Source organism: Dellaglioa sp. CoH-55-MRSF-7 (assembly GCF_056782235.1).
Genome location: NZ_JBXAYI010000001.1, coordinates 21697 through 47382 on the forward strand (window position 1 = coordinate 21697; position 25686 = coordinate 47382).

Genomic DNA, 25686 nt, shown 5'->3' on the forward strand with positions numbered 1-25686 from the left:
CAATTACTGTCTTGTAAAGTTAAATTAATTTAAGTCTGACCCTTCATGAGTCACTATTTAAACTATAATAGCACCTTAAATAATATTAAGCAACTCTCTAATTACTTTGTAAAGCCGATAAAACGGTTTCTAAATGAACGCCATGGCTTCCTTTAATCAAAATAGAATCTTTTTCAGTACGTATTTTTAATAAATCTTCAACCATAGCTTCTTTTTCATCTAAATCATAATAATGAAGATGTTGATCATCATACTTTGATTTTAATGCTGTTGCTAAAGATTTTATTTGTTCTCCGTAAAGATAAACGCTTTGAATTTTTTCATTATCAAAACTATCAGCCAAGCTGAGATGCATATCGCTAGATTGCTCACCTAATTCAAGCATATCACCCAAAACAACCATTCGATTACCTTCAACATCGCTGTTTGAGAATGCTTTGATAACAGCTTTTGCAGCTGTCGGATTTGAATTATAGACATCACTTAAAATTGACTCGCCCAAATGACCTCTAAGCCACTCTGTCCGATTCTTCGTTAAATCAAAATCACTAAGCGCCTTTACAATATTTTTAGGTGACACACGATAATGACGACCAACTGAGATAGCAGCCATCGCATTATCTACGTTATATGTGCCAATCATTGGAATTGTAAAATTAAAATCAGCCATTTCTCTCACTTTAAAGCTAGTCATTGTTTGATTGCCGACAACATTTGAAACACTCAAGTCAGCACTTTCACCATGACCGAAGCCAAATGATTGCTGTTCAATATTGGAAACACGTTCTCTTAATAACGGTTCATCTGCATTATAAACCAACAAGCCGTCTTCTTTCAGCCCATTCACAATTTCCATTTTTGCATCCGCAATTTTATCTCGCGTACCAAAAAATTCGATATGTGCTTCGCCAATCATCGTAATAACAGCGACATCAGGTTGTGCAATTCGACTTAAAAAGTCTAACTCACCAGGATGATCCATCCCCATTTCGACAACAACAACTTCCGTATTAGGTTCTATACTTAATAAAGTCATCGGTACGCCTAAATGATTATTGAAATTCGCTTCCGTTTTACAAACATTATATTGCTGACTTAAAATTTCTGTAATCATATCTTTAGTTGTCGTTTTACCGTTACTACCAGTAACTGCGACAACTTTAGGATTAATTTTATCCAAGTAATGTTTTGCTAAATCTTGGTAAGCCATTAATGTGTCATCTACTAAGATAGCTGGGATTTTCGTTGGCATTGTATCTTGATGGTCAACTGCCCATAAAGTCGCTGTTGCACCATTATCAATCGCACTTTGGATATAATCATGACCGTCATTTTCTGCCACAATAGGTACAAATAAACTGCCTTCCGTTAGTTGTCGACTATCAAATGAAACACTCGATATATTAATTGGTTCATCAGTAATTTCGTTCTTGGCGCTAACTGCGCTCGCAATTTCAGTTAATTGCATTTTCATTATATAAACCCTCGCATTCATATGACCATTAAATCTATTGTTTACTATTATTTGCCTGATTTTTTTTCAATGCTAATTGTAATAATTCTTCAATTAAATCACTGTAACTCAGCCCAACGGCTTCCCACAATCTTGGATACATTGCATTTTTATAAAATCCTGGCATTGTTGTAATCTCATTTAAATAAATATCTTGGTTAGCGCTAATTAAAAAATCACACCTAGCAAGCCCTGATCCATCAATAACCGCAAAAGCTGTTTTAGAAAAACCAACTATCTTATCCAATAATTCCTCATCGAGTTCAACTGGAATTCTGGCTTCGTGATCTTCCTTCATTGCAAGTTTACGATCATAGACGTCATCAAACGACAAAATTTCTCCTGGTACACTTGTTGCGATTTCTTCGTTACCTAATAATCCAATTTCAATTTCACGTGCTACAATGCCTCGTTCTACAATCACTCGAGGACCAAGTTCAAAAGCATTATCAATTGCATATTGTAATTCAACACTATTATTCACCTGTGTAACACCGATTCCTGAACCCAAATTAGATGGTTTCACATACATTGGATAAAGTAATTCGCCCTCACATCTGGCAATCACACTTGCAGTGTTATTTTCCCAAGACTGTGAGTCAATCGCTTGGAATGGTACAACCGGAATTCCGGCTTGTTTAAAGAGTAATTTACTCATTATTTTATCATTACCGACAGCCGATGCTAGTACACTGTTACCAACATAGGGGATATTCAACGTTTCAAGTAGTCCTTGGACAGTTCCATCTTCACCATTTGGGCCATGTAAGACAGGAAAAACCACACTATCTTCAGGGTCAAATCCATTTGGCAAAAATTTTATTCCAGTTGAATTTTCATGATTATTCGTTGCTTGTCCTTTTTCATCTGTTTCTCTAAGTCTTAAATTATCAACAAATTTAACTGGTTCGTTAAGCGTCTGACCTTGCAGCCAATTCCCCGTTTTCGTAATATAAACTGGAATTACCGAATAGTATTGGTAATATATCGCTTGTGTTATTTGAAAAGCAGTTGAAAGTGAGATCTCATGTTCTGCACTTTTACCACCATAGAGTAAATAAACTCGCATTCGTATTGCCCTCCATTTTTTGCACGTCCTATTGTACCATTCTTTTTAAATTCAACAAAAATAAAAAAAGATAACATAATAATACGTTATCTTTTTAGAATATAATACTGTCTTCAAAAGCAGATTTGTTAGAAACTTCGATAAACCATTCTTGATCTACAAATCGATACTCCAAATTAGCAACTAACTTGGCACTTTCTGTCTCCAATGTTGGCTCATGCCACTTCATCTGAGAAACGTTATCTATCATAATATAGACAGGTAATATTAACTTCGTATTATTAATTGTGATCCTTGAAAAATCTAATATTACACCTTCAACAAATAATGGCATTAATTCTTCAACAATTTTTTTAGGTATCTTTTTCAACGTCATAGGACGTCGTCTAAACAGACCATTTTTTTCACGATACGATTGATTCGCATGTCTAATAATTGATTTAGAAAAAACATTATAAAATTGCGTTAAATAACGATAGTAGATTTTTAATGCATCATTTGGTAACGTTAAAAAAACGTAGTCATTCTGCAATTTATAGTAAAAAGGTGATTGAATATGAGAAAATGCATGTCCCAAATATAAGAATTCTGCTACTTCTCTTGGTGTTATTAATTCTAAATCATCTTGACTATCGAAATCAATCCAACTTTGCTTTAACCCAACAGTCTTTTTATTCAAATAACGTGCAGTATCTTCTTCCCCGGTTACCGTGTTAAATCCTGTTGCGATGTCAATTTCATTTTCATAATCCACTGGGTTTAACGATAAAATATTAGTTGGTAATCTGGGAATGCTTGTTATGAAATCTTCTTTGGAAATCCCATATGATAAAATCAAATGAGAAACCGTTTCAACATGAACGTAGACTAAATTGTCTCTCACCACTATCATCCCCATTTTATAAAATAGTTTACATTGCTTCTAATCTTTCAATTCTATCTTCCATCGGTGGATGTGTTTGAAATAATCCAGTTGTTTTTTTCTTCAATGGATTTGAAATATAAAGTGCCGCACTACTTGGATCGGCACGTTCCATTGGTTTACTATCAGAAATTTTTTCCAACGCATGGATTAGTCCTTGCGGATTACGCGTTAATTCAACAGCAGAAGCATCAGCCAAATATTCTCTGTTTCGAGAAAGTGCAAGCTGAGCAATTGTTGCTGCAATTGGTCCTAAAATAACCAATAATAATGATAAAATCATCAAAATAATTTCTAATGATCCGCCACCTTCTCGATCATCACTTCGACGGCGACCTCCGCCCCACCAAAATGAGTTCATTCCAATATTTACTAATAATGAAATTGCTGCCGATAATGCTAATGCAATTGTTGATAATCGAATATCGTAGTTGCGTACATGCGAAATTTCATGCGCCATAACGCCTTCTAATTCTTCACGATTTAATCGATTGATTAAGCCACTTGTTGCAGCAACTGCCGCGTGTTCTGGATTATTTCCCGTTGCAAACGCATTAGGACTATCATCTTCAATAATAAACACTTTTGGCATTGGAACTTGGCCCACAATCGCCATATCTTCAACAACATGCCATAATTCAGGTGCATCATCGACTGATTTTATTTCAGTTGCATGATTCATACTCATGACAACGCTAGTTGATTGTGAAATCATCAATCCCATATAAACAACTGCAATGACAACAGCCATAAGTAGTCCAGAAACAGCACTATTGAAAAAAACATAGCCAACGGCACTACCAATCGCAACCATCAATAAAACAAAACCAATTAAAACATAAACTGTTTTGCGCTTATTTCGCGCGATTTGATCATATAGCATTAGTTATCTCCTAACTGTTTAATCAAATGAAACGTTGGGTACAGCTTTTTCAGCTTCAGGGACTTCAAGATATTCTACTTTTGTAAAATGATGAATTCCGGCAACAATGTTACTTGGAAATGATTGAATTTTTGCATTTAAACTTGCAGCAGTTGAGTTAAATAGTTGACGTGAATAAGAAATTTTATTTTCTGTATTTGATAGTTCTTCCATTAACTTAGTGAATTCTGTGTTAGCTTTTAAATCTGGGTAACTTTCAGATAACGCAAAAATACTTTTCAATGATTGACTCAATTGATTAGAAACTTCCATTGTTGTTTCATGTGCATCCGTTGGTACTTGTGTTAATTGATTACGTAATTCAACTACTTTAGCAAATGTTTCTTTTTCGTGAGTTGCATATCCCTTAACAGTTGAAACTAAGTTAGGAATTAAATCATTACGACGTTTTAATTGGACGTCAATTTGACTCCATGATTCCTCAGTCCGGATTTTTGCTTTTACTAAACCATTGTAGCCGCTAATGTACATAATAACTAAAAGTACTACGATAACTCCGATAATAATCATTGCCATAATTTTCAGTCTCCTCTTTAAATATAAAGTGTCTTATTTTAGTTTCTATTCTTAATTATCATACCAAAGTTAGACCCTTTTAGAAAGCAATTAAGCTAACGGTTACACCAATTTATCTAACTAGTTTTAATAATGTGATTATTATGGCATAATAGCATTATTAAGAAATTTGTAAAGGGGATTATTAACATGAATGTATTATTTGTATGTATGGGAAATATTTGCCGATCACCAATGGCTGAAGCAATGTTACGAGACGATTTAGCTAAGTTAAACCTTTCTGACCAAGTAACTGTTGATTCTGCTGGCACAAGTTCTTCACAAGAAGGAAATGGCGCCCATGAAGGGACTATTACTAAACTTGTTGAACATCAGATTCCAACAGATGGCTTAATCTCACGTCCGGTTAGTTACTTAGATTTCATTAATAGTGATTTAATTATTGCAATGGATGATATCAATGTTGAGCGTCTTGAAAAAGCTGCACCTGCATCTAAAAAAGAAAAAATCGTTAACTTCCTTTCAATTGTTCCCGGTAAAGAAAAAGAATCTGTTCCTGATCCATGGATTACTGGTGACTTTGACGAAACTTATAACTTAATTAGTCTTGGAATGCCTTACTGGATTGATTATATTAAAGCACAAATTAAATAATAAAAATGACCACAAATTTTAAAATTTGTGGTCATTTTTATTATTTATTATTATGAATCATTTTAAAATACTTTTGAACTGTTTTTGGTGCAGCATTGTATGTCCAATCTTTAACATACTCACCTTGGACCATCAAACGTCCGGCACCCGTATCATCACAAGTAATTAATGTGACTAATTTTTCTCCGGGTACATCATCAATAACTTGAACGTCTGTTGCTTTGATATATTTCATTTTAGATGTTTCATACTCATAAATCTTTTTAGCATCTGTTAAATAGATTTTTTGGCCAATTTTCATGCTAACTAATGGACTAAACAATAAATCCTTTCGAATCATATGATGTCCAGCAAGTGCATAATTACCCTCGCCCATTTTTTGGTTTTCCTTTAAAGTTCCAGCAGCAAGTGCCAAGGTATCAGTGCTAACGCCTTTAGCAATCGGCAAGTTCATTGAGACATCCGGAATACTAATTTCTCCAAGTAAAACCAAATTTTTTTCATTTGCTTTTGCTTTCACGACATCTGCCGTATTCAAACTCTTAACTTCACTAAAATCAAAGGATGCTTTTTTATTTTTATTTTTATCGACTAATTCTGAATTAATGGTTGGGTCTGTTAGTCCAACAATAAAGTTTTTAATTTGTTCATTGAATACTAGCGAAAGCCCCACCAATAACAATAGTATTAATAATATAGTTGTTAGCCATTTTTTCCAACGACTTTTTTTAGCTGCTTTATTTTTTTCCATTAATAACCCCCACTTTCGCTTAACAACTATTTTACCATATAACTTTTATCCTTGTTTAGTGTTATGATTATAATTATCAAAAAATATCTTTAGGGGGACTGTTTAATTTGTTGACTTCACTAAAATCAACATTTTTTCGTTCTAGACAACCTTGGGAACAAAATTTATTTGTTTTATGGTTTGGTACGTTCATGGCTGGCGTGGCATTTAGTTTAATTATGCCATTTATGTCACTTTATATTGATACGTTAGGTGACTTCACCAAAACCGAATTAAATTTTTATAGCGGCATTACCTATTCATCTACATTTTTAATTACCGCCATTGTTTCCCCACTATGGGGTCGTTTAGCTGATCGAAAAGGTCGTAAATTAATGATTTTAAGAGCTTCATTCGGAATGGCCATTGTTTTAGGCCTGATGGGGCTTGTCAGTAACGTTTACCAATTAATTGCGTTACGTTTATTACAAGGTGTCTTTTCTGGTTATATTAGTAACTCACAGGCACTGATTGCAACAGAGACACCCAAGCGGCAAAGTGGTAAAGCACTCGGTATTTTAGTTACCGGTAGTGTTACTGGTACTTTATTTGGACCACTAATCGGTGGCGCAATAGCTGGGGTCTTCGGCTATCGTATTACCTTCTTCATTACTGCTGCGATTTTGCTAATTGTTTTCTTACTTAGTTATTTCTTTGTACATGAACATTTTACGCCTGTTGAAAAAGGTGAAATGCAAACGTCAAAAGAAATCTTCAAGAAATTACATCATCCTAAATTAATTATCGGGATGTTTGTCACTACCTTAATCATTCAAGCATCAAATTATTCCATTAGTCCTATTCTAAGCTTATACGTTCGAGAACTCTTACATAACGTTGGAAATGTTACCTTTATCAGTGGGTGTGTGGCTTCTATTCCAGGAATAGCAACGCTAATTGCTGCGCCTCGCTTAGGAGTACTAGGCGATAAAATTGGAACAGAACGTATTTTAAAAATTGCACTTACTGTCGCAATTTTCATTTTTATTCCAATGGCATTAGTGACTAATGTTTGGCAACTTGGCGGCTTACGTTTCTTAATTGGGATTACGGATGCCGCAATGTTACCTGCAGTTCAAACAATTCTAACAAAAAATACACCGGCAGAATTCACAGGTCGAGTGTTCAGTTACAATCAATCATTCCAAGCCATGGGATCAGTCGTTGGTCCTATGATTGGCTCTACCGTTTCTGGCGTATTCGATTACAAAGGTGTCTTTATTTCTACCGCTATTTTAGTTGGTATTAATCTCATCTGGGTTCTCTACGTCACAAAAGGGATGTATTCACGAAAAGCTGAATAGTAACGTTCAATCTAGTTGAACGTTACTATTTTTTTGTATAAAAAAAGGAAGAAGCTTATTGGCTTCTTCCTTTTCGAAATAGTTCTTATTTTGCAGCGTTTGCGTCTGTAAGACCATATTTCTTGTTGAAACGATCCACACGGCCATCGGCTTGAGTGAATTTTTGACGTCCAGTATAGAATGGATGTGAATCCGATGAAATTTCGACACGAATCAATGGGTATGATTTGCCATCTTCCATTTCAATTGTTTCTTCTGAATGTTTTGTTGAACCTGAGATAAATTTGTAACCTGAAGTAGTATCCATAAATACAACTTCATGGTAATCTGGATGGATTTCTTTTTTCATAAGTAAGTATTCTCCTTTGCCCTAATCCATCTGCTGAATTAGAGTTATTCTTTATATTACAACATGCACAATCTTATCACGAATTAACTCGTTTTACAATTAAATTTTATTTACTTGTTTTTGTTAACTCTTTTAAAAATTCAGCATTATTTTTTGTTTTCTTCATTTTTTGGATAACACGTTCCGTAGCACCTAGTGAATCGCCTGTCATCATCTTTCGAATCTGCCATAGTTCTTCAATTGTTTGCTTAGATAATAATAATTCTTCTTTACGTGTACTTGATTTTTTTAAATCGACAGCAGGGAAGATACGGCGTTCAGCAAGCTCTCTTGAGAGTTGTAATTCCATATTACCGGTTCCTTTGAACTCTTCATAAATCACATCATCCATTCGGCTACCCGTATCAACCAAAGCAGTTCCTAATATTGTCAGGCTTCCACCTTCTTCAATATTACGTGCAGCACCAAAGAATTTTTTAGGTCGATAAAATGCTGCTGGATCAATCCCACCTGATAACGTCCGTCCGCTTGGCGGAATCGTTAAATTATACGCTCTAGCCAAGCGAGTAACTGAATCCATTAAAATAACAACATCTTGCTTATCTTCAACTAATCGCATTGCACGTTCTAAAACAAGTTCAGAAACACGCGCATGGTTCTCTGGTTGTTGATCGAATGTTGACGATACAACATCACCTTTAATTGATCGTTCTAAATCAGTCACTTCTTCAGGTCGTTCATCAATTAATAGTACGATTAATTTTACATCGGGATGATTTTCTGCGATTCCTTGAGCAATCTCTTTAAGTAAAGTTGTTTTCCCAGCTTTAGGTGGTGCCACGATTAAACCACGTTGACCAAATCCAATAGGAGCAAATAAATCAGTTAATCTCGTTGAAAGATTTTGACTAGTTGTTTCTAAAGTTAATTGTCGATTAGGATATAAGGGCGTCAGTGCAGGAAAATGTGGACGTTCCTTTGCTTCTTCTGGATTTTTACCATTAACTGTATCAACGTGCATTAACCCATAATAACGTTCATTAGGCTTTGGTGGTCGTGCTTTACCTCCGACTAAATCCCCATTTCTTAAATTAAATCGCTTAATTTGTGAGGCAGAAATATAAATGTCCTCTTGTGATGGGCCGTAGTTAATTGGACGCAAAAAACCGAATCCATCCTGATTGGGAACAATGTCTAAGACACCTTCCATCAAAATGAATCCTTGTTGTTTTGCTTGAGCCCTTAGAATTGCCAAAGACAATTCTTTTTTATTCATTTGGCTATAATATTGTATTTTATATTCTTGGGCATAGCCATAAATTTCTTTAAGCGTCTTGTCTTTTAATTCACCCATCGTTAAGAAGTCGCTCATTTAATCACCTAATCTTCATCAATAATTTCTACATCAGCAGATAAATTTGTCATTTTTTGTACAACGCAATCATAACCACGTAAAATATTATCGGCTTTCTCAATGACAGTCGTACCATTAGTCATTAAAGCAACTTCAAGTAATGCAGCACCTGCACGAATTTCATCTGCATAAACAGTTTGGCCTGTTAATTCAGTTGATTGATTGATTCGAATAATGCCATCTTTTGATTCAATCTTAACACCCATTCGTTGCATTTCTGGAATGTGCTTAATCCGTTCAGGATAAAGTGTATCAATAATACGACTCTCACCTGTAGCCTTGAGCATAACGGCAGTAATTGGTTGTTGCAAGTCAGTTGCAAACCCAGGATATGGTGAAGTTGTCACTTCAATTGGGATAATTTTATCGCCACCAGGAACAAAAATACTATCTTCATTCACTTGGAAAGTAACGCCCATTTCACTAAGTTTAGCTAAAAATGAATCTAAATGTTCAGTAATAACATTCTTAATTAAAACGCCCTCACCCATTGCAGCAGCAAGTGAGATATAAGTACCAGCTTCAATACGATCTGGAATAATCGTATGCGTATTAACAGCTTTTAAGCTATCAACACCTTGAATTCTGATTTCACCAGTCCCCGCACCACGAATATGAGCACCCATATTATTCAAGAATGTTGCAATATCAATGGTTTCAGGTTCTTTTGCAGCATTTTCAATGATTGTGGTTCCTTTTGCACGGACAGCAGCCAATAAAATGTTAATTGTTGCACCCACTGAAACAAGGTCCATAAAAATACGGGCTCCCTTTAATCCTTCAGGGCCACTCGTAATAATCACTGCGTCTTCTTCTTCGATAACTTCAGCGCCAAGAGCTTTAAATCCCTTGATGTGTTGATCAATCGGACGTGGTCCAATATTATCACCACCAGGAAATCCAACAACTGCACGACCGAACCGACCTAATAAGGCACCCATAAAGTAATAAGAAGCTCTTAAACTTTTAATGGCACCACCAGGTAAAGGTTCATCCTTAATCATCGTAGGATCTACCATTAAGTTACCAGCGTTAAATTCAGACTTAACATTCATTTGATCTAAAATTTTCATTAAATTATGTACATCTAAAATATCGGGGACACTGTCAAAATGCACAGGTGTATCCGCAAGAATAGCTGCAGGAATCAATGCAACAGTACTATTCTTAGCACCACCGATTATTACTTCGCCAGACAGTTTTTTACCGCCTCTAATAATCATCTTTTTCATTTATTATTTCCTCACTTAAAAGTGCTTTCACAAATTGATTATAACTATATTAATAATAAAGAAAAAGTTCACGAAATACAATAGATATTCGCCACTTTATCCAAATATACAATCTTGCCTGATACTATTTTAATAATTGAGCCATATCAGCTGGGAGTTCTGATTCAAAAGCTAATTTTTTACCCGTAAATGGATCTTCAAAGCTTAATTTAGCAGCATGTAATGCCTGTCTATCAATACCTTTGTCCATCGGGCCATCATATAACGCATCCCCAACCAAAGCATGATGAATAAAATCAAAATGTACACGAATTTGATGTGTTCGGCCCGTAACTAACTTCACATCAACTAATGTGTAGTCTGGAAATCTCGTTACAACTTTATAAGTTGTTTCTGAGGCTTTTCCTTCAGCCATAACAGAACGACGAATTTCGCCTTCCTTTTTACCAATTGGTTCTTTAATATCTCCTTGATCACTTTTAACGTCACCTGCAACAATTGCTAAGTATGATTTTTCTAACTGACCATTACTTAATTGAGCAGCAATCAAACTATGTGCAAATCCATGCTTAGCTAATAAAACAAGTCCACTTGTAAAACGGTCTAAACGCGTAATAACATGTGGCACGAAACTACTTGAATGAGTTGCAATCAAATGGCCTTTAACACGGTTAACCAATGTTGTATCTTCATTAGATGGGCCTGGCACGGTTACCATACCAGCTGGCTTATCGACTACTAACCAGTTTTCATCTTCAAAGACGATATTTAATGGTTCATCACTTGCATGTATGGCATCGTTATCTGGTTCTTCTGGCAACGTCAAAATAACTTCATCACCATCAATCAGTTGATAATCCCAATATTCATTCTTTTTGTTAACTCGAACTTGTCCCTCGCCTTGTTTAATTCTGGCGATTAATCGTTTACTAACGCCAACCTCAATTAAAAATTTTTTTAAACTAATTGTGCCTTCACCATTGTTTGTTAGCGTAAATTGCATGTCATTATCCTTCATTTCTCGTCATAACGTTTATTCTCTATCTTATCACACTTGGTAGCCTATAAAAAAAGGCGATTATAATCGTTAAATTATAATCGTCTTTTTTTATTTTGTAATAAATAAATGTTTGCCCAATTCGATACTGTTTAATGCTTCAAAAGAAATCCCCCACGAATATCTCTTGTTAGTTCTCTATAATATAGAGTATACCGAATGATTCATGGGTTGTACTATCAAAAAAAAAACTAGAAACATTTTTACTGATAGTGTTTTCTATTCACGTTTAACAGTCGTTTCCCCATCTCTGGCATATCATTATCAAGTCCTAATGCAGTGATAATATACTTATCAAATGCATTGTTTTTATAATTTTTATTCATGAAATTAGTAACCACCATATCATATCGTTGACTAGAATCATAAATACTGACATTAACGCGTAAATTAATATTTAAATCTTGACTCATATTTCTGACAAATAATTCTTTAATTCGCTCGTTTGCATTTAAATCAACCCCAACTGTTAACATGGTTTCTTTTTCTAACAATCTAGCGCTAAAAATTTCGACCATTTTATTAATAAATGGCTGCCTGTATCGCTTATAGAAATCAGACCATTTTTTAGCTAATAATGGACTGTCGATTAATTCATCCATGGCAATCTCAACATGACGTCGAACTGAATGATTTGAATATTTTTTTCGATAACTATTCATCATGTAAGTTCCCACGGCATCCATCGTTCCATGAAAACAAAATGCTTCAGTACAAATTGGGTACAATGATTTACTAACATTTTCACCGATAATTTTAACATCTAATTTAGATTCAAATCCTTGTTCCAAATATTTAACAGCTTGTTGAAGTTTGGTGTTATTTGTGTGATTAATTGCAATAAAATCGCGGGACAAGTAAGCACTTGAAGGAACTGAAACAAAAGCAGTTGTCCAAGCGTAAAGTAGGGCGCTCTCAAAATGAACATCAATTTTATTTGAGAACTTAATATAAATATCTTGCATCTTTTCTTCAACTTGGTTAAATAGTGAATTATTTGCAATCATATCTGCTAAATCATCAGAAATCACCCAATTATCACGATCTTTTCGCATCATTCGATGAACACTGACCTTCATCCAAATTCTAGTCCTCATTAAATTACTATCATTCACATTGAAGTTAAAATATGTTTCAAATACTTTAATGTATTCAAGAATGACGCCCGCTTCTATCGTATCATTATAGTTAAAATCTGTCGCTAGAAATAGTGAATAGTAAAAAAATCTAATTTGTAATTCAGAACCAACTACCTCACCATGTGCAATTTTAATCTGAAATTCAGACAACAAATTATTAAGTTGCTTAATTCTTCTGAAGATAGATGATTCACTAACATTTAAACTAAGACTCAAATTTTCAATACTGCTATTTTCATCATAATAGAATGCCATTAAAATTTGGTAATTAATAGACTCTTTCACATACCGATAAACCGTTTCGTAAAAATTAATTTTGCCTTTACCTATAAATTGAATGTTATTCTTTTTTATGATCATATAGGGTTCATCACCTGAATTGAATTCGCCATCCAATTACTCTAGTGCAACTCGCAAAGCTGTATTTGAAACATTTAATCGATTACAGATTACTTTTCTTGATAACCCATGTTCATTTAATGATAGCAATTCAATAATTTCACATATTAAAAACTCTGGTCGATCCAGAATATCTTTTTTGTACATTTATTCCTCCGAGAATTCTCATAATTACCAGCATGTCAACTTTAGTAAGAATATTATATATTTTATTTTAACACAAAACATTAAAAAGAGAATTTTCTAACACTATCTTAACAATTATCGTTAACCAGTTAGTTTCTATTTGATTTCTAAATAAAAAAGATTAACTTAAATAAGTTAATCTTTTTACGTTTAAACTTGTTTAATAAACTTAACGAATGCTTGTTGGCCGTGGTCATCTTGTTTATAAACCCCAGCATCTTCAAGAACACGCATAAAGACTTTTCCAACTTCGTTTTGTACGAGCTCACTAACCGTCTCTTTAGAAATCATCGAATTATCACGCTTAATTTCATCAGCCCAAGTTTTATGATAAGCCGCCATGACATTTGGTTGATCTGTTAGATACTTCTCAACCTCTGTTATTTCAGTTTTCAAACGAGGTGGTAAAATAGCTAATCCCATAACTTCAATCAAGCCAATGTTTTCTTTTTTAATATGTTGAACATCAGCATGTGGATGATAAATACCATCTGGAAATTCATCAGATGTTTGATTATCTCGCAAGACTAAATCCAATTCATAACGACCGTCACGCATTCGAGAAATTGGCGTCACAGTATGATGTGGCGTACCGTCAGCATCTTTTGCCAAAATTTGTGCATCGGCATCACTATATTCTTGCCAAGACGTTAAAATTTTTGCTGCTAAATCAGCTAATCGTTCTGGATTTTCACCATTTAAACGAATGACTGACATTGGCCAGTTCACAATACCTGCTTGAATGTCATCAAATCCTGCAAATTGCATTGTTTGACTCATTTCTGCCTTTGCCATTGGAAAATCATGACGTCCACCTTGATAGTGTTCATGCGTTAAAATTGAGCCACCTACAATTGGTAAATCTGCATTACTTCCCGCAAAATAGCCCGGGAATTTTTTAACAATTTGAAGTAAATCTGAAAATGTCGTTTTGTTAATTACCATAGGTTCATGCTTTTCATCTAAGAAAATTGAATGTTCATTGAAGTAAGCATAAGGCGAATATTGAAAGCCCCATGTTGCATCCCCCAAATCAAATCGTACAATCCGATGATTGCGACGAGCTGGGAAATCTAGTCTTCCAGCATAGCCTTCATTTTCCATACATAATTGGCATTTAGGATAACCCGTTTGTTTCATTGTTTTAGCTAAAGCAATTTGCTTTGGATCTTTTTCAGGTTTAGATAAATTAATGGTGATTTCTAAATCACCATAATTTGTTGGTACCTGATAAGCAATGTTTTTCGCAATAGCCGCAACTTTGATGTAATCGTTAGCCTGACTTAATTCATAAAAATAAGCCAAAGCTTTCTCTGGGTCTTTTGCGTATAAATCCCAGAAATGTTTATTCACGTGACTTGGAATTGGTGTGACCAGATCCATTAATTTAGCACCAAGAATATCTTGCTCCGCGATTAGAGCACTGATTTTCTCGTTTTTGATTGCTAAATTAAGTAGCTCGTCTTTAACAGCAATTATTGTGTCAGAAACTGGTTCAGTTACTTCTATCTCTGATTCACCAACCAAATCTAAAACGACGTTTACTAAATAAATTTTATCATCTGTCGAATAAGTCGTTGGATCAAACTGAATAACTTTATCGACGAATTTTGAAATTAATTGTTTAGAATCCATGTTTTTCCCTCTATCTCTTTATGCTTAATCTAATTTTTTAGCGCCATCAGCAATTTCTGCTAAATAGAAACTTGGTGCATAACCGATTTTTTCTTCGTAGATACGACCCACTTCACTTTCAAATGCGTCAACTTTGTCTTTAGCAACAATGGCAATTGCACAACCACCAAAACCAGCACCAGTCATTCGAGCACCTAGTACTCCTGGTTGTTCCCATGCTGTTTCAACAAGTGTATCAAGTTCAATACCCGTTACTTCATAATCAAATTGTAATGAAACATGTGAAGCGTTAACTAATTTACCAAAACGTACTAAATCTTCATTTTTCAAAGCTTCTTGAGCCATAATCGTCCGTTGGTTTTCTGAAACTGCATGACGCGCACGTTTTAGAAGGTTTTCTTTTTGGATTAAGTATGTTTGTAAATCAAAGCTAGCATTGTCCAAATCACCTAATGATTTAATATCATTTTTCTCTTGTAATAATGCTAATGCTGCTTCACATTCACTACGTCGTTCATTATATTTAGAATCTGCTAATTCGCGACGTTTATTTGTATTCATAATAATAATAACGTTGTCTTTTAAATCAATTGGTACTAAATCGTAATCTAGTGTATTTGTATCCAGTAAGATAGCATGATTTGCTTTACTCATACCGACTGCAAATTGATCCATAATTCCTGAATTAACACCGATAAATTTATTTTCTACCATGACACCTGTTTTAACAAGATCAACACGATCAATGTCTAAATTAAATTGATCTTCTAAAATAACACCCATCAATAATTCAATTGATGCAGATGATGATAAACCAGCACCATTTGGAATGTTACCTTCAAGTAAAATATCTAATCCTTTATCAATAACATAACCTTGCTCTTTCAAGTAAACAATCATCCCTTTTGGATAATTAGCCCAGTTATGTTCTTTTTGATATGATAAATCACTTAAATCAAATGAGACAACGCCATTATCTTTAAAGTTATTTGACATGATATTAATTGTTGTATCATCACGTTTTGTTGCAACTGCATATGTGCCTAATGTAATTGCTGTTGGGAAAACATGTCCACCATTGTAATCAGTATGTTCCCCAATTAAGTTGATACGACCTGGTGAGAAGTAACTTGCATTTGCGTCCACACCGTAAACATCTTTAAATTCGCTCTTTAATTCATTAATTTTCATTATATTTTCCTCCAATTTATTAACCGCTTTCATTTTACTAAATATTTACTAAAATTACAATCTTTTTACGACATTCTTTTTATTATGGTAAACTGATACACATAACCAATCAATCAGGAGGTAGTCATGGCAACACTTAAAGACATTGCACAGTTGGCAAAAGTTTCTAATGCAACTGTTTCTCGCGTGTTAAATTACGATCAAACATTATCCGTTGGCGACGATACACGTAAACGAATCTTTGAAGCAGCTGAAAGTTTAAATTATTCAAAAAATAAAAAGAAATCCAGTACACCTCAAGGTAAGATTGCTATTATCGAATGGTATACAGAAAAAGAAGAATTAGATGACCTGTATTACCTTTCAATTCGAATTGGTATCGAACGTAAATTAATTGAACTCGGTTATGAAATTACACGTTTTTTCCAAAATGATCAATTTAGCGCCTTGACTGATACTCTTGGTGCTATTGTTATCGGTAAATACAGTGCAGCACAAATAGCCGGATTTAAAGAACTAAATTCTAATTTAGTTTTTGTTGATATGAACACACTAAATTTTGGTATTAGTTGCGTCATGACTGATTTCAAAACGCCAGTTACAACCGTTATTGACCATTTTAAAAAACAAAATTTAACTAAAATTGGCATGATTGCAGGACAAGAAAGTACATTTGATGATGTCAATTTAGGCCCAGATTCCCGCTTCACTCACTTTAAAAATCACTTAGAACGTACTAGCAACTACCATCCCGAATGGGTTTATACAGGCGATTTCACGCCAGAATCAGGTTATCAATTAACCTTGAAATTATTAAATGATCAATCAGATAATTTACCAGAAGCGTTGTTTATTGCAAATGACGCAATGGCTGTCGGTGCATTACGTGCATTAAATGAAATATCAATTAAAGTGCCTGAACAAATCAGTTTAATTAGTTTTAATGACACATCTATTGCTGAATATACTTTCCCAACGCTTAGTTCAGTTAAAGTTTATACAGAAAAAATGGGTCAATCTGCTGCAGAACTATTAGTCAATCAAATGTCGATGACTGAAATTATCCCTCAGATTATTACCATTGGAACAACCTTAACACTTAGGAATAGTTCCAAATAAAAACAACTGGTATTCAGAAATTAATCTGAACATCAGTTGCTTTTTATTTTTTATTACGACCAATTAACCAGAATACTAGACCAACAGCAAGTAAAATTAAACTACCCACTAACATGGTATTAAATGTGTCACTGATATAATTATTCACAATATCAGTAAAAACAGAAGCTTTACTAGACACAATACCAATTAGGCCACTGTACAAGGCAATTGCAGAACCAATTGAAACTAGAACACCACTCCAGATTGCACTGAATCCGACGTATTTAAGCGGTATAAAGAATGCCCGATTAATAGCCAGTAAGAGTAGCGCAAAAATAACAGAAGCTATTAAACTATACATAAAGGCTGTTTGGACTATTACTTTTACCGAACTAACTGTACTAGCAATTTTTGAAAGATATGGCGTTTGGATATTATTCGTCAAATATTCACTTAAATTACTTTTAAAAGTTGCGACAATCCCATCAATTTTAGCGCTAACCAACGGATTTGATGTGTCCGTTTTTTTCATAACGTTGCTAGCAACTTGATTGGTAATCTCAGTTGGATTGATGACAGTTTGTTTTCCAGCATATACGTTACTAAAACTATTTTTCGCAATGTTAGTAACTTGTTGATTCGTTAAAGCATCTTTAACAGCTGACGTTGGCACATCATTTAATGTCGCAATACTTGAAATACCATCATTCATCTGTCGTGTCACAAGTGTCACGTTCGAATCTGTTAAAATTTTTTCTTCAGTATAAGTTTGATTCAAAACGGTTATTTTTAAGACACTTGTCACAAATAGTACGATTAAACTAAGGCTCAAGAAGAAAGATATCCAGCCGTTTAGACCTTTATGGTTGTCTATCTGATAGGTCTCAGTATGTTGCTTTTGGAATTCTGCACGCATGATTCTATCCCCTTTTGTTAATTCTCAAATTATTTAAATTTTAACATTCAATTGTAGGTTAATTGTACGCGACATGATTGAAAAATGGTAGTTTGATTTATTAATCATGAAATTTTATCATTATGCCCCATTATGTTATTATCCCAGTAATTACTGTTTAACTTTTTCAAACTAGAAAGAGGTTATATCATGCCTAATAGCTTAGGATTAATTTTAAAAGAAACTCGCCAATCGCTACACTTAACTCAAAAAGAAGTTTCCAAAGATATTTGTGCGCAATCGATGCTTAGTGCTATTGAAAATAATAAATACATACCTAATGCACAGCTCTTAATCCAACTATGTCATAAATTATCGATTACTTTAGACCAAATAAGTCTTCTGGAAAATTTTGATATCAGTTCAGAAAATGAATTCAATGAACGTGTATCTAAGTTATGTAATCAACACCAATACAAAGAGTTACTCCAGTTTCTAAATAAAGAAACGGTTACCAATAATTTAAAAACGGATAAGCAACTTCAGGCATACTATTATTATATCGGTATTGCAACTCTACATACTGAAAATAAATTGATTGCTACCGAAAAATATATTAAGTTGTCCCTTGCTTCCAGTAATAAAATTCTGCCAGATACCCTTACCCGACTTGGTACCGTCTCTTTGGCCTTTATATATGCAAAGCAAAATTTACAAAATAAGGCTGAGAAATATATTGATCAGACTTTTATGGACTTTAATAAATTATTTTATGAAGAAAATCAAAATATTTTATTCTATTTGACAGCACTTATTTATTTTAAGCTCAATAATTTAACAATGTCTCTTAATTGGATAAACAAGTCTGTTAAATTCGCTACTGATCATAACTCACACTATATGTTAGCCAACTCTTTTTATTTAATGGCTCAAATTGCAAAAAGAGCAGAAGATAAAGATAATTTTTTAGCCGCTACTGAAAAGCAACAGCTACTAACTGGCCTTTTTAATGAACAAATTTATAAAAATATTTAGAATATCAGAATACTGATTTTTAATTTTTACTCAAATTGGATAGGATGAAGTCATCAAATAAAAGGAGGTTTCATCCTATGGAAAAACCACTATTTTCAAATGTTATTTCAATCAAATCAAGTAAAGAAAAAATCGCGTTGTTTTTAAAAAATCCGGAAACTTTACTGAAATGGATACCTGATATTATTCAGGTACAGCCAATTGACAACAATAAATTCAATATTCACAGAACAGATTCTGCTTTGAATAAAAATGAGGAAATTTCTGTTAGTTCAGAAAATGATACAATCTACTATGAAAGTACCGGAGGAAAACTCGAATACACTCTAATTTTTAATTTGACTAGTAAAAATGCAACAACATTATTAGAAGAAAATTTTTACTTGTCTGAAAATGATCATTCACATTTACCATTAAAATTACTCATGCCAATCGCTAAACATGCCTTTAATTCAAACTTACAAAGCTTTAAACGAATAATTGAAAACAACTAAAAAAGAGATTCCTGCAAGGAGTATGGCTAATTTTTGTTACTTCTTGGTAGCTTGTAAAATTAATCCGAACGCTGTTCGGACAAAAAAGGTCAGCTTCCTTTAAAATGGTGTTTACCACAAACACACTTTCTAGGAACTGATCTTTTGTCTAGTATAACCTAATCTGAACGAATTAAAATTGAAACTTTCTGTGAGTTAGAACTATCTAATTCTGAAATGACCATCATTTAAACCGTTCACCAGGTTTCAAATTATAGTTGCAGCGCCTTAATGATTTCAACTTTTTTAAACTATATAATATAGATTTTTGTTTCTAAAAATCGTTATAAAAAACAAATTTAACACCATCATAGCTGCCTTTCAAGAGAAAAATTTCAAATTCTTTTACACAAACGTTAATATATTGTTCTACATCCTCTTTTTTAAGTAAACCTGGAAAGTCTTCGATAGACATATCATCAAAATCAGCATCCAAGTCTTCAATAATTTCACTAATATCACGATCAATTATTTCGTTGACCCCAGTCGATAAGTATTTGTTATTTTTCAAAGTTACCAGTTTATATTGTTTTATCAGAATACCATTATAATAGTGAAAGTCTAAATAGAATCTTCGTAGCGCTTCATCCTTACTATAACTCATGTTTTCTAAAATATATTTTTTATAAACAGTTTTTAGCCAAATATCATCAGATATAAGATGAAGATAATATCCTAGTTGAAACGTATTCAAACATGTTCCATACTCCTCTAGAAACATGTTTGGAAACATATCATGTTCTCCATCTTCGCGTTTCACCATAAAGTGCGTAAGCTCTTTGGGTGTTCTCGAATTTTTGTTAACATCTGGAGTAATACTTCCAATTAAAAAATCATTTCCAAACCCATGCTTATTATTTATTACTTGTGCAATTGATAAATGCATTATTCTTGATCCCATTTGTCTAACATCCTTTTTTTACTGTGTGAGTATAATAATCTTGTAAGTATAATTTACTGTCATTTGCATAAAAACCCTCTTTAATCATGAGATGTGGCAACGCAACACAATTTTTCCCCATTGTAACACCTGGATATGTCATAGTGTAAGCTCCAATGCGACAGTGATCACCTATAATGGCTCCAAATTTTGAACTTGTTTTTAAATATGTTTTATCATCGAAAAAAATTTTTTTTGTTTTATGCCATCCAGTCGCGTCAATTTCATCATACAAGTTAAAGCTGGAAGTCGACGCATAAGCTGAAAAGTTTACATCACTTCCAATAAAAGACCGCGTTATTGTATTAAAGTGTGCAATATGCGTATCATCCAGAATCACACTATTAATAATCTCCGAGGAATGCCCAATTATAGTATTTTCCCCAATATAACAGCCACCTCGAATAAATGCACTTTTCCCAATCAATGCATTGTCTTTGATGACTGCTGGGCCTTTGATGTAAGCAAACCCCTGAATAATAACATTTTCACCGATATACACATTCCCCTCAATAATTGCACTCTTTGATATTTGGCTACTATTTGCAGTGTATGAATGATTTAATCTAGTTAGATCCACATAATTAAAATTATCCAAAAAATCAACAACAGTTTGCTTCAACATACCATTACGCAATCTCTCATCATTAACGTCTATAAAATTGTGTAAATCAACAACGTTCTTAGTTTTCATTATTTCCACCAGCTTTACTCAACTCTCCATTTAATAATTCCGTTTTAGTTCCAATCCAAGTTCTAATTGAGCTTAAACCATATTTATTGAACATATATTTTCTTTTCCTTAGCGTATATTTTTTAGCTTCTTCGGTGCTTACTGTATTTTTATTTTTTTCATGTGGATAGTGAACTGCAATCGCAGATCTATCAAGGATAAATCTAATATGATGCACAAATGCGTTAATAGCGAAATCTGCATCCTCTCCACCATAAGTTGTGTAAGCCTCATCGAATCCTCCGATTCTTTGATAGGCATCTTTTGATATTCCAATATTACATGACCAACCAATTACCCATGGTGCTGGCCACTTAGACAAATCATCTCCCATTGACTGGTATACTGATTCACGGCGATCATACGCATTTAAATTCAATAATACTTGAATCGTGCCATCGACATCCGCCGCATTAAAGTTATCAATAATTGCCTGTTTATATTTATCATGATCATCAAATCCCGCAACATAACCAATCACAAAACTATTTTCATTATTTACTAAAATTCTATGGTACTCACTCACAAATGTACTACAAACTGCAATACCAGCATCAATAAATACGAGATATTTACCCCCAGAGATATTTGCTCCAGCATTTCTCGCTTCAGAAACCTTAAATCCATTATCCGACTGATAATAGTACTTAATATTCAGTGATGTCTCAAATGCCTTAACAATTGAGATTGTTTCTTCAGACGATCCATCATCGACAACTATTACTTCAAAAGTCGTATTATTCAGTTTTTGTTTAAGTAGTGACTGCAAACTAATTTCAAGTAATTTATTCCGATTGTAGGTTGGAATGATTACGGATATATCAAAATTTTCCATTACTATGCGCTCCCTTTAAGACTAACTTAGTGCTATTATTTTCGTACAGCTTTAAAAACGGTGTGTAAACAACAAAAGACATAATGATAATTACGATTTGAAACACAACATATTTATAACTTCCTAGCAAAAAGCCTGAAATTAATGGTGGTGTTATCCACGGAAGAATGACACCGTTAAACGGCGGAATAACTCCATATAGAATACAAAGATATAAAGACATTCCGGTAATAACTGGAATAAAAATGAACGGTACTACCATGTATGGATTCAATACAATTGGTAGTCCAAAAACTATTGGTTCGTTAATATTAAATAAACAAGGTACAAAAGCACCTAATCCTAGCTTGCGATTACCTGACTCTTTTGAAAAAATAATCATTGATAGAATAAGCCCTATACTAATACCGCTTCCTGTCATAGTAATAAATTGATTTAAAAACTGTTGAGTTACTATATGCGCTCCATTCACTATTGTTAGATTATGGTGTGCTGCTATAATCGACTGGTTTTCAATAGTATTTGTCAATAAAATCGGTGTTATTACTCCACCAATAACGGAATTACCGTGAATGCCAAAAAACCAAAAAACTGAAATCAATGCCGAGATAGAAATCACACCAAAAAACGTGTCCGATAAGTTTTGTAAAGGAAGCTGCAAAAGAGTATAAATAGTCTCTACGAAGGTTCTTTTTATGATAAATTGAAATACAAATTGAACGACACCTATAACAATAAAACAACAAAACATCGGAATTAAAGACTCAAAAGCTATTCCAACATTACTCGGTAAATCTTTAAAAACTTTATTTCCAATCCTTAAGTTAACAATCTTTTCAAAGAAAATAGGGATGAGTATTCCGATTAACATCGCTGCAATAATCCCCTTGCTTCCAATCCAATCAATGGTTATATTCTTTACTATTTTTACATTTTCTGCTCCACAAAGAACTAAAAATGAAATTAGTGCGGTAATAGTTGTTTCTAGTTTTAATTTTTCGTTTTTAGTCATCGAAAAAGCAATTCCTAAACAACTTACTACACCTAAAATGTTGAACGAAAAAGTAATCAATCGATTCATTAAGACTTTCAAATCGGGATTAATATCAAATTGTACAAGAATAATGAAAATAGAACTTACAATTGTAATGGGGATGGTATATATCATCCCATCTTTGATTCCAGTCAAAATTCTGGAATTGAAGAAACGATTAGTTGCCGATGTAAGCGATTTCATTTATTCTACTTCTTTCTTCACATAATTACTTATATCACTGTATACATTTATTAAATATCTAGCAGCAGTCTTGACAGGCAACGGACTATCATTATAAGTAAATGACTTATTAATGCTTTGAAGCATTGTTATATCATTATAATCATCTCCGACAGAATACACATTATTAATATTTACTTTTTTTATGTTAACCAACCAATTAATTGCAGTACTCTTATCAATACCCACACGCGTAATGTCTAAGTATTTTCCATTGCGATTGAAATTCAATATTCTTTTCGTTGCTATTTTCTCACTTATAGCATTGATAATTTTAGTACTTGCTACGACAGTAATTGAACAAATATTATCCGAGCTAGGATTTAATTTATCGAAACTACGTAATTCATTGTCACTACTTGAAATCATAATTCGTTCGATTGAACTCAAGTATTTATTAATTATTTCTTTTATCGCATTGATCTGCTCCCCGTTCAGATAGAATGCTTTAATAATCTGACCTCTACTATCAATTACTATTGAGCCATTTGATGCTAGAGCGTAGTTAAACTCAGGTAGACCATATTTTTCTTTCGCATTGACTATCGATTTTGGAGATCTTCCGGTGGCCACAACAAAGAGATCATTTTCTTTGTTGTGTTTCGCAATAGTCTCTCTTGTATTCTTATCTACAAAGTCACCTCTCAAAATCGTTCCATCAAAATCACTAACTAGCATATTCATTTAATCACCCCTACATATTATTTCCGCGAACCAAATCTTTTTAACCCCCATATCATTTTTACTCCTACACAGTTCGCTACACCCACATTATTTACCTAATGTCTAGATATTTCAAGGGAATTTTTTTATATATGTTATTTTGAGATTTTGAATCAGTATTAAATAACCACTCGGTTCAATTTTAATACCGCTCAGATTTAAAGATTAACTGATTATTCTTTTAAAAAGGGCTCTTTGTCAACTGGTGTTGGTGGCGGAATACTAAGGTATTTGTCGAAAGACAGATGCCTTTTCTTATGCAAAATTAATTCAATTCGGGTAAAGAAATGCTGGTTATTTTTGAATCCATAACAATTACGTTTAAGGTAGATTGTGAAAAACTATAATCGTTTTCTATTTCTTCTTGTCTTATTATCATTGTTGCATCCTCCTTTCCATACTTTATTTATTACTTCAACACATATCGCGTATTGTCCCACAATATCACTGCTAGTTACGATCACAAACTACTCTACTTTATGCTATCCTATTTTAAAATCGGTTAAAAAAAAGTATATTGCAGGAATCTCTTTTTTAGTTGTTTTTATTTAAATGAACATCTAAGACAAATTTATTATGATTGCTCACAAATCTTGACGTCGAATATTCAAAGGCGCGGCCTTTTTGATCATAAGCGATTTGATCAATTACAAAAATTGGACTATCCAAGGAAACTTCTAAAACTTGACTAGTTTCTTTGTTTGCTGGTTCAGCATAAACCACTCGTCTTGCATCTGTTAACTGTAAGTTCGCGTGACTCCCTAAATAGTCATACACGGATCCTGATAATACCTTTTCATCGATAGGCGCAATTGAGACCGGCATCACTGAGTGCTCAAAACTATAGACCTTTTTATTAATCAATCTAACCCTTTTAATTTCATAAACTGGATCATTAGATAATATTTGTAGATTTTTTTGTTCTATTTCTGTTGGTAATCGGGCATTAAAATGTATTAATTTACTTGATATTTTTTGATCTCGATGTGAATATGTGACACCAACAGGTAAATCTAGAGGCAACATCTCCGTAGATTGACTATCCATTCTTGGTCGCACATACGTCCCTGACCCTTGCTTACTATAAACTAATCCTTCATCAATTAGTAAATTTAATGATTTTTTTAACGTTAATCTAGAAACTTGGTATTTTTCGGTTAATATTTCTTGAGTTGGCAGTAAAGCCCCGGCACGATAATGATTTGTTAAAATATCTCGTTTAATATCTGAGTATATTTCTCGATATCTGTACATTTGTCTACCTCATTTCTATACATTTGTATATACATATTATATTATATA

General features: G+C 33.5%; 26 protein-coding genes. 5 read left to right on the forward strand and 21 right to left on the reverse strand.

Going from position 1 to position 25686, the window contains the following annotated elements:
* Positions 1–97 precede the first annotated feature (97 nt).
* The 5 genes from AC1RPU_RS00105 to AC1RPU_RS00125 form a co-directional block, all read right to left on the reverse strand.
* The gene (locus AC1RPU_RS00105; protein WP_481760861.1) at positions 98–1474 is read right to left on the reverse strand and encodes a UDP-N-acetylmuramoyl-tripeptide--D-alanyl-D-alanine ligase; all 1377 of its coding nucleotides are present in this window, start codon (positions 1472–1474) and stop codon (positions 98–100) included.
* A 34-nt stretch (positions 1475–1508) separates the two neighbouring features.
* On the reverse strand, positions 1509–2582 hold the full coding sequence (locus AC1RPU_RS00110) for a D-alanine--D-alanine ligase family protein (RefSeq protein WP_481760862.1): 1074 nt from the start codon (positions 2580–2582) through the stop codon (positions 1509–1511).
* A gap of 94 nt (positions 2583–2676) precedes the next feature.
* Positions 2677–3465: a hypothetical protein gene (locus AC1RPU_RS00115; RefSeq protein WP_481760863.1), complete on the reverse strand. Its 789-nt coding sequence runs from the start codon at positions 3463–3465 to the stop codon at positions 2677–2679.
* A gap of 28 nt (positions 3466–3493) precedes the next feature.
* Positions 3494–4387, reverse strand: a complete 894-nt coding sequence (htpX, locus tag AC1RPU_RS00120) for a zinc metalloprotease HtpX (RefSeq protein ID WP_409021596.1) — start codon at positions 4385–4387, stop codon at positions 3494–3496.
* Positions 4388–4405: 18 nt separating this feature from the next.
* Positions 4406–4963 (reverse strand): LemA family protein, encoded by a 558-nt coding sequence (locus AC1RPU_RS00125; protein WP_409021597.1) that lies wholly within the window; start codon positions 4961–4963, stop codon positions 4406–4408.
* A gap of 189 nt (positions 4964–5152) precedes the next feature.
* On the opposite strand from AC1RPU_RS00125, the gene AC1RPU_RS00130 reads away from it, so the two are divergent.
* On the forward strand, positions 5153–5617 hold the full coding sequence (locus AC1RPU_RS00130) for a low molecular weight protein-tyrosine-phosphatase (RefSeq protein WP_481760864.1): 465 nt from the start codon (positions 5153–5155) through the stop codon (positions 5615–5617).
* Between the two features lie 40 nt (positions 5618–5657).
* Here the strand turns inward: AC1RPU_RS00130 and AC1RPU_RS00135 are convergent, their stop codons facing one another.
* Positions 5658–6368 (reverse strand): class A sortase, encoded by a 711-nt coding sequence (locus AC1RPU_RS00135; protein WP_481760865.1) that lies wholly within the window; start codon positions 6366–6368, stop codon positions 5658–5660.
* Positions 6369–6475: 107 nt separating this feature from the next.
* Between AC1RPU_RS00135 and AC1RPU_RS00140 the strand changes: the two genes are divergently transcribed.
* Positions 6476–7711 (forward strand): multidrug efflux MFS transporter, encoded by a 1236-nt coding sequence (locus AC1RPU_RS00140; RefSeq protein ID WP_481760866.1) that lies wholly within the window; start codon positions 6476–6478, stop codon positions 7709–7711.
* Positions 7712–7796: 85 nt separating this feature from the next.
* Here AC1RPU_RS00140 and AC1RPU_RS00145 read toward each other — a convergent pair whose 3' ends face one another.
* The 8 genes from AC1RPU_RS00145 to AC1RPU_RS00180 form a co-directional block, all read right to left on the reverse strand.
* Positions 7797–8060, reverse strand: a complete 264-nt coding sequence (locus tag AC1RPU_RS00145; protein ID WP_409021601.1) for a type B 50S ribosomal protein L31 — start codon at positions 8058–8060, stop codon at positions 7797–7799.
* 106 nt (positions 8061–8166) lie between these two features.
* Positions 8167–9432, reverse strand: coding sequence for a transcription termination factor Rho (rho, locus tag AC1RPU_RS00150; RefSeq protein ID WP_409021602.1), 1266 nt, complete (start codon positions 9430–9432; stop codon positions 8167–8169).
* A gap of 8 nt (positions 9433–9440) precedes the next feature.
* Entirely contained in the window at positions 9441–10706 is a 1266-nt protein-coding gene (locus tag AC1RPU_RS00155; RefSeq protein WP_481760867.1) for a UDP-N-acetylglucosamine 1-carboxyvinyltransferase, read from the reverse strand.
* A 124-nt stretch (positions 10707–10830) separates the two neighbouring features.
* Positions 10831–11709, reverse strand: coding sequence for an RluA family pseudouridine synthase (locus tag AC1RPU_RS00160; protein WP_481762396.1), 879 nt, complete (start codon positions 11707–11709; stop codon positions 10831–10833).
* 257 nt (positions 11710–11966) lie between these two features.
* Complete coding sequence (locus AC1RPU_RS00165) at positions 11967–13262, reverse strand: helix-turn-helix domain-containing protein (protein WP_481760869.1); 1296 nt, start codon at positions 13260–13262, stop codon at positions 11967–11969.
* 36 nt (positions 13263–13298) lie between these two features.
* Positions 13299–13448: a hypothetical protein gene (locus AC1RPU_RS00170; RefSeq protein WP_481760870.1), complete on the reverse strand. Its 150-nt coding sequence runs from the start codon at positions 13446–13448 to the stop codon at positions 13299–13301.
* Between the two features lie 189 nt (positions 13449–13637).
* Positions 13638–15122 (reverse strand): UDP-glucose--hexose-1-phosphate uridylyltransferase, encoded by a 1485-nt coding sequence (gene galT / locus AC1RPU_RS00175; RefSeq protein ID WP_481760871.1) that lies wholly within the window; start codon positions 15120–15122, stop codon positions 13638–13640.
* A 24-nt stretch (positions 15123–15146) separates the two neighbouring features.
* On the reverse strand, positions 15147–16313 hold the full coding sequence (locus AC1RPU_RS00180; RefSeq protein WP_481760872.1) for a galactokinase: 1167 nt from the start codon (positions 16311–16313) through the stop codon (positions 15147–15149).
* 126 nt (positions 16314–16439) lie between these two features.
* On the opposite strand from AC1RPU_RS00180, the gene AC1RPU_RS00185 reads away from it, so the two are divergent.
* Positions 16440–17432 (forward strand): LacI family DNA-binding transcriptional regulator, encoded by a 993-nt coding sequence (locus AC1RPU_RS00185; RefSeq protein WP_481760873.1) that lies wholly within the window; start codon positions 16440–16442, stop codon positions 17430–17432.
* Between the two features lie 43 nt (positions 17433–17475).
* On the opposite strand, the gene AC1RPU_RS00190 is transcribed toward AC1RPU_RS00185, so the two are convergent.
* The gene (locus tag AC1RPU_RS00190) at positions 17476–18330 is read right to left on the reverse strand and encodes a hypothetical protein (protein ID WP_481760874.1); all 855 of its coding nucleotides are present in this window, start codon (positions 18328–18330) and stop codon (positions 17476–17478) included.
* A 189-nt stretch (positions 18331–18519) separates the two neighbouring features.
* Between AC1RPU_RS00190 and AC1RPU_RS00195 the strand changes: the two genes are divergently transcribed.
* Together AC1RPU_RS00195 and AC1RPU_RS00200 are read left to right on the forward strand one after the other, a co-directional pair.
* Positions 18520–19344, forward strand: coding sequence for a helix-turn-helix domain-containing protein (locus tag AC1RPU_RS00195; protein ID WP_481760875.1), 825 nt, complete (start codon positions 18520–18522; stop codon positions 19342–19344).
* Between the two features lie 77 nt (positions 19345–19421).
* Positions 19422–19838, forward strand: coding sequence for a hypothetical protein (locus AC1RPU_RS00200; protein WP_481760876.1), 417 nt, complete (start codon positions 19422–19424; stop codon positions 19836–19838).
* A 313-nt stretch (positions 19839–20151) separates the two neighbouring features.
* Here AC1RPU_RS00200 and AC1RPU_RS00205 read toward each other — a convergent pair whose 3' ends face one another.
* From AC1RPU_RS00205 to AC1RPU_RS00230, 6 genes are all read right to left on the reverse strand, one after another.
* Positions 20152–20778 (reverse strand): hypothetical protein, encoded by a 627-nt coding sequence (locus AC1RPU_RS00205; protein ID WP_481760877.1) that lies wholly within the window; start codon positions 20776–20778, stop codon positions 20152–20154.
* Between the two features lie 4 nt (positions 20779–20782).
* Positions 20783–21511: a DapH/DapD/GlmU-related protein gene (locus tag AC1RPU_RS00210; RefSeq protein WP_481760878.1), complete on the reverse strand. Its 729-nt coding sequence runs from the start codon at positions 21509–21511 to the stop codon at positions 20783–20785.
* Positions 21501–22385, reverse strand: coding sequence for a glycosyltransferase (locus tag AC1RPU_RS00215; RefSeq protein ID WP_481760879.1), 885 nt, complete (start codon positions 22383–22385; stop codon positions 21501–21503). Before AC1RPU_RS00215 ends, AC1RPU_RS00210 begins: the two co-directional genes overlap by 11 nt.
* The gene (locus tag AC1RPU_RS00220; RefSeq protein WP_481760880.1) at positions 22372–23622 is read right to left on the reverse strand and encodes a PTS sugar transporter subunit IIC; all 1251 of its coding nucleotides are present in this window, start codon (positions 23620–23622) and stop codon (positions 22372–22374) included. The genes AC1RPU_RS00215 and AC1RPU_RS00220 overlap by 14 nt, the downstream gene beginning before the upstream one ends.
* Positions 23623–24345 (reverse strand): HAD-IIB family hydrolase, encoded by a 723-nt coding sequence (locus tag AC1RPU_RS00225; protein WP_481760881.1) that lies wholly within the window; start codon positions 24343–24345, stop codon positions 23623–23625.
* A 573-nt stretch (positions 24346–24918) separates the two neighbouring features.
* Positions 24919–25638 (reverse strand): GntR family transcriptional regulator, encoded by a 720-nt coding sequence (locus AC1RPU_RS00230; RefSeq protein ID WP_481760882.1) that lies wholly within the window; start codon positions 25636–25638, stop codon positions 24919–24921.
* Positions 25639–25686: the final 48 nt, after the last annotated feature.

Coding starts and splice junctions, on each gene's coding strand:
- AC1RPU_RS00190 (WP_481760874.1), bottom strand. CDS start 18,330: ATGCGTGCAGAATTCCAAAAGCAACATACTGAGACCTATCAGATAGAC.
- AC1RPU_RS00170 (WP_481760870.1), bottom strand. CDS start 13,448: ATGTACAAAAAAGATATTCTGGATCGACCAGAGTTTTTAATATGTGAA.
- AC1RPU_RS00225 (WP_481760881.1), bottom strand. CDS start 24,345: ATGAATATGCTAGTTAGTGATTTTGATGGAACGATTTTGAGAGGTGAC.
- AC1RPU_RS00180 (WP_481760872.1), bottom strand. CDS start 16,313: ATGAAAATTAATGAATTAAAGAGCGAATTTAAAGATGTTTACGGTGTG.
- AC1RPU_RS00130 (WP_481760864.1), top strand. CDS start 5,153: ATGAATGTATTATTTGTATGTATGGGAAATATTTGCCGATCACCAATG.
- AC1RPU_RS00215 (WP_481760879.1), bottom strand. CDS start 22,385: ATGGAAAATTTTGATATATCCGTAATCATTCCAACCTACAATCGGAAT.
- AC1RPU_RS00210 (WP_481760878.1), bottom strand. CDS start 21,511: ATGAAAACTAAGAACGTTGTTGATTTACACAATTTTATAGACGTTAAT.
- AC1RPU_RS00155 (WP_481760867.1), bottom strand. CDS start 10,706: ATGAAAAAGATGATTATTAGAGGCGGTAAAAAACTGTCTGGCGAAGTA.
- htpX (WP_409021596.1), bottom strand. CDS start 4,387: ATGCTATATGATCAAATCGCGCGAAATAAGCGCAAAACAGTTTATGTT.
- AC1RPU_RS00110 (WP_481760862.1), bottom strand. CDS start 2,582: ATGCGAGTTTATTTACTCTATGGTGGTAAAAGTGCAGAACATGAGATC.
- AC1RPU_RS00195 (WP_481760875.1), top strand. CDS start 18,520: ATGCCTAATAGCTTAGGATTAATTTTAAAAGAAACTCGCCAATCGCTA.
- AC1RPU_RS00165 (WP_481760869.1), bottom strand. CDS start 13,262: ATGATCATAAAAAAGAATAACATTCAATTTATAGGTAAAGGCAAAATT.
- AC1RPU_RS00185 (WP_481760873.1), top strand. CDS start 16,440: ATGGCAACACTTAAAGACATTGCACAGTTGGCAAAAGTTTCTAATGCA.
- AC1RPU_RS00230 (WP_481760882.1), bottom strand. CDS start 25,638: ATGTACAGATATCGAGAAATATACTCAGATATTAAACGAGATATTTTA.
- galT (WP_481760871.1), bottom strand. CDS start 15,122: ATGGATTCTAAACAATTAATTTCAAAATTCGTCGATAAAGTTATTCAG.
- AC1RPU_RS00105 (WP_481760861.1), bottom strand. CDS start 1,474: ATGAAAATGCAATTAACTGAAATTGCGAGCGCAGTTAGCGCCAAGAAC.
- AC1RPU_RS00135 (WP_481760865.1), bottom strand. CDS start 6,368: ATGGAAAAAAATAAAGCAGCTAAAAAAAGTCGTTGGAAAAAATGGCTA.
- AC1RPU_RS00205 (WP_481760877.1), bottom strand. CDS start 20,778: ATGGGATCAAGAATAATGCATTTATCAATTGCACAAGTAATAAATAAT.
- AC1RPU_RS00220 (WP_481760880.1), bottom strand. CDS start 23,622: ATGAAATCGCTTACATCGGCAACTAATCGTTTCTTCAATTCCAGAATT.
- AC1RPU_RS00160 (WP_481762396.1), bottom strand. CDS start 11,709: ATGCAATTTACGCTAACAAACAATGGTGAAGGCACAATTAGTTTAAAA.
- AC1RPU_RS00200 (WP_481760876.1), top strand. CDS start 19,422: ATGGAAAAACCACTATTTTCAAATGTTATTTCAATCAAATCAAGTAAA.
- rho (WP_409021602.1), bottom strand. CDS start 9,432: ATGAGCGACTTCTTAACGATGGGTGAATTAAAAGACAAGACGCTTAAA.
- AC1RPU_RS00125 (WP_409021597.1), bottom strand. CDS start 4,963: ATGGCAATGATTATTATCGGAGTTATCGTAGTACTTTTAGTTATTATG.
- AC1RPU_RS00145 (WP_409021601.1), bottom strand. CDS start 8,060: ATGAAAAAAGAAATCCATCCAGATTACCATGAAGTTGTATTTATGGAT.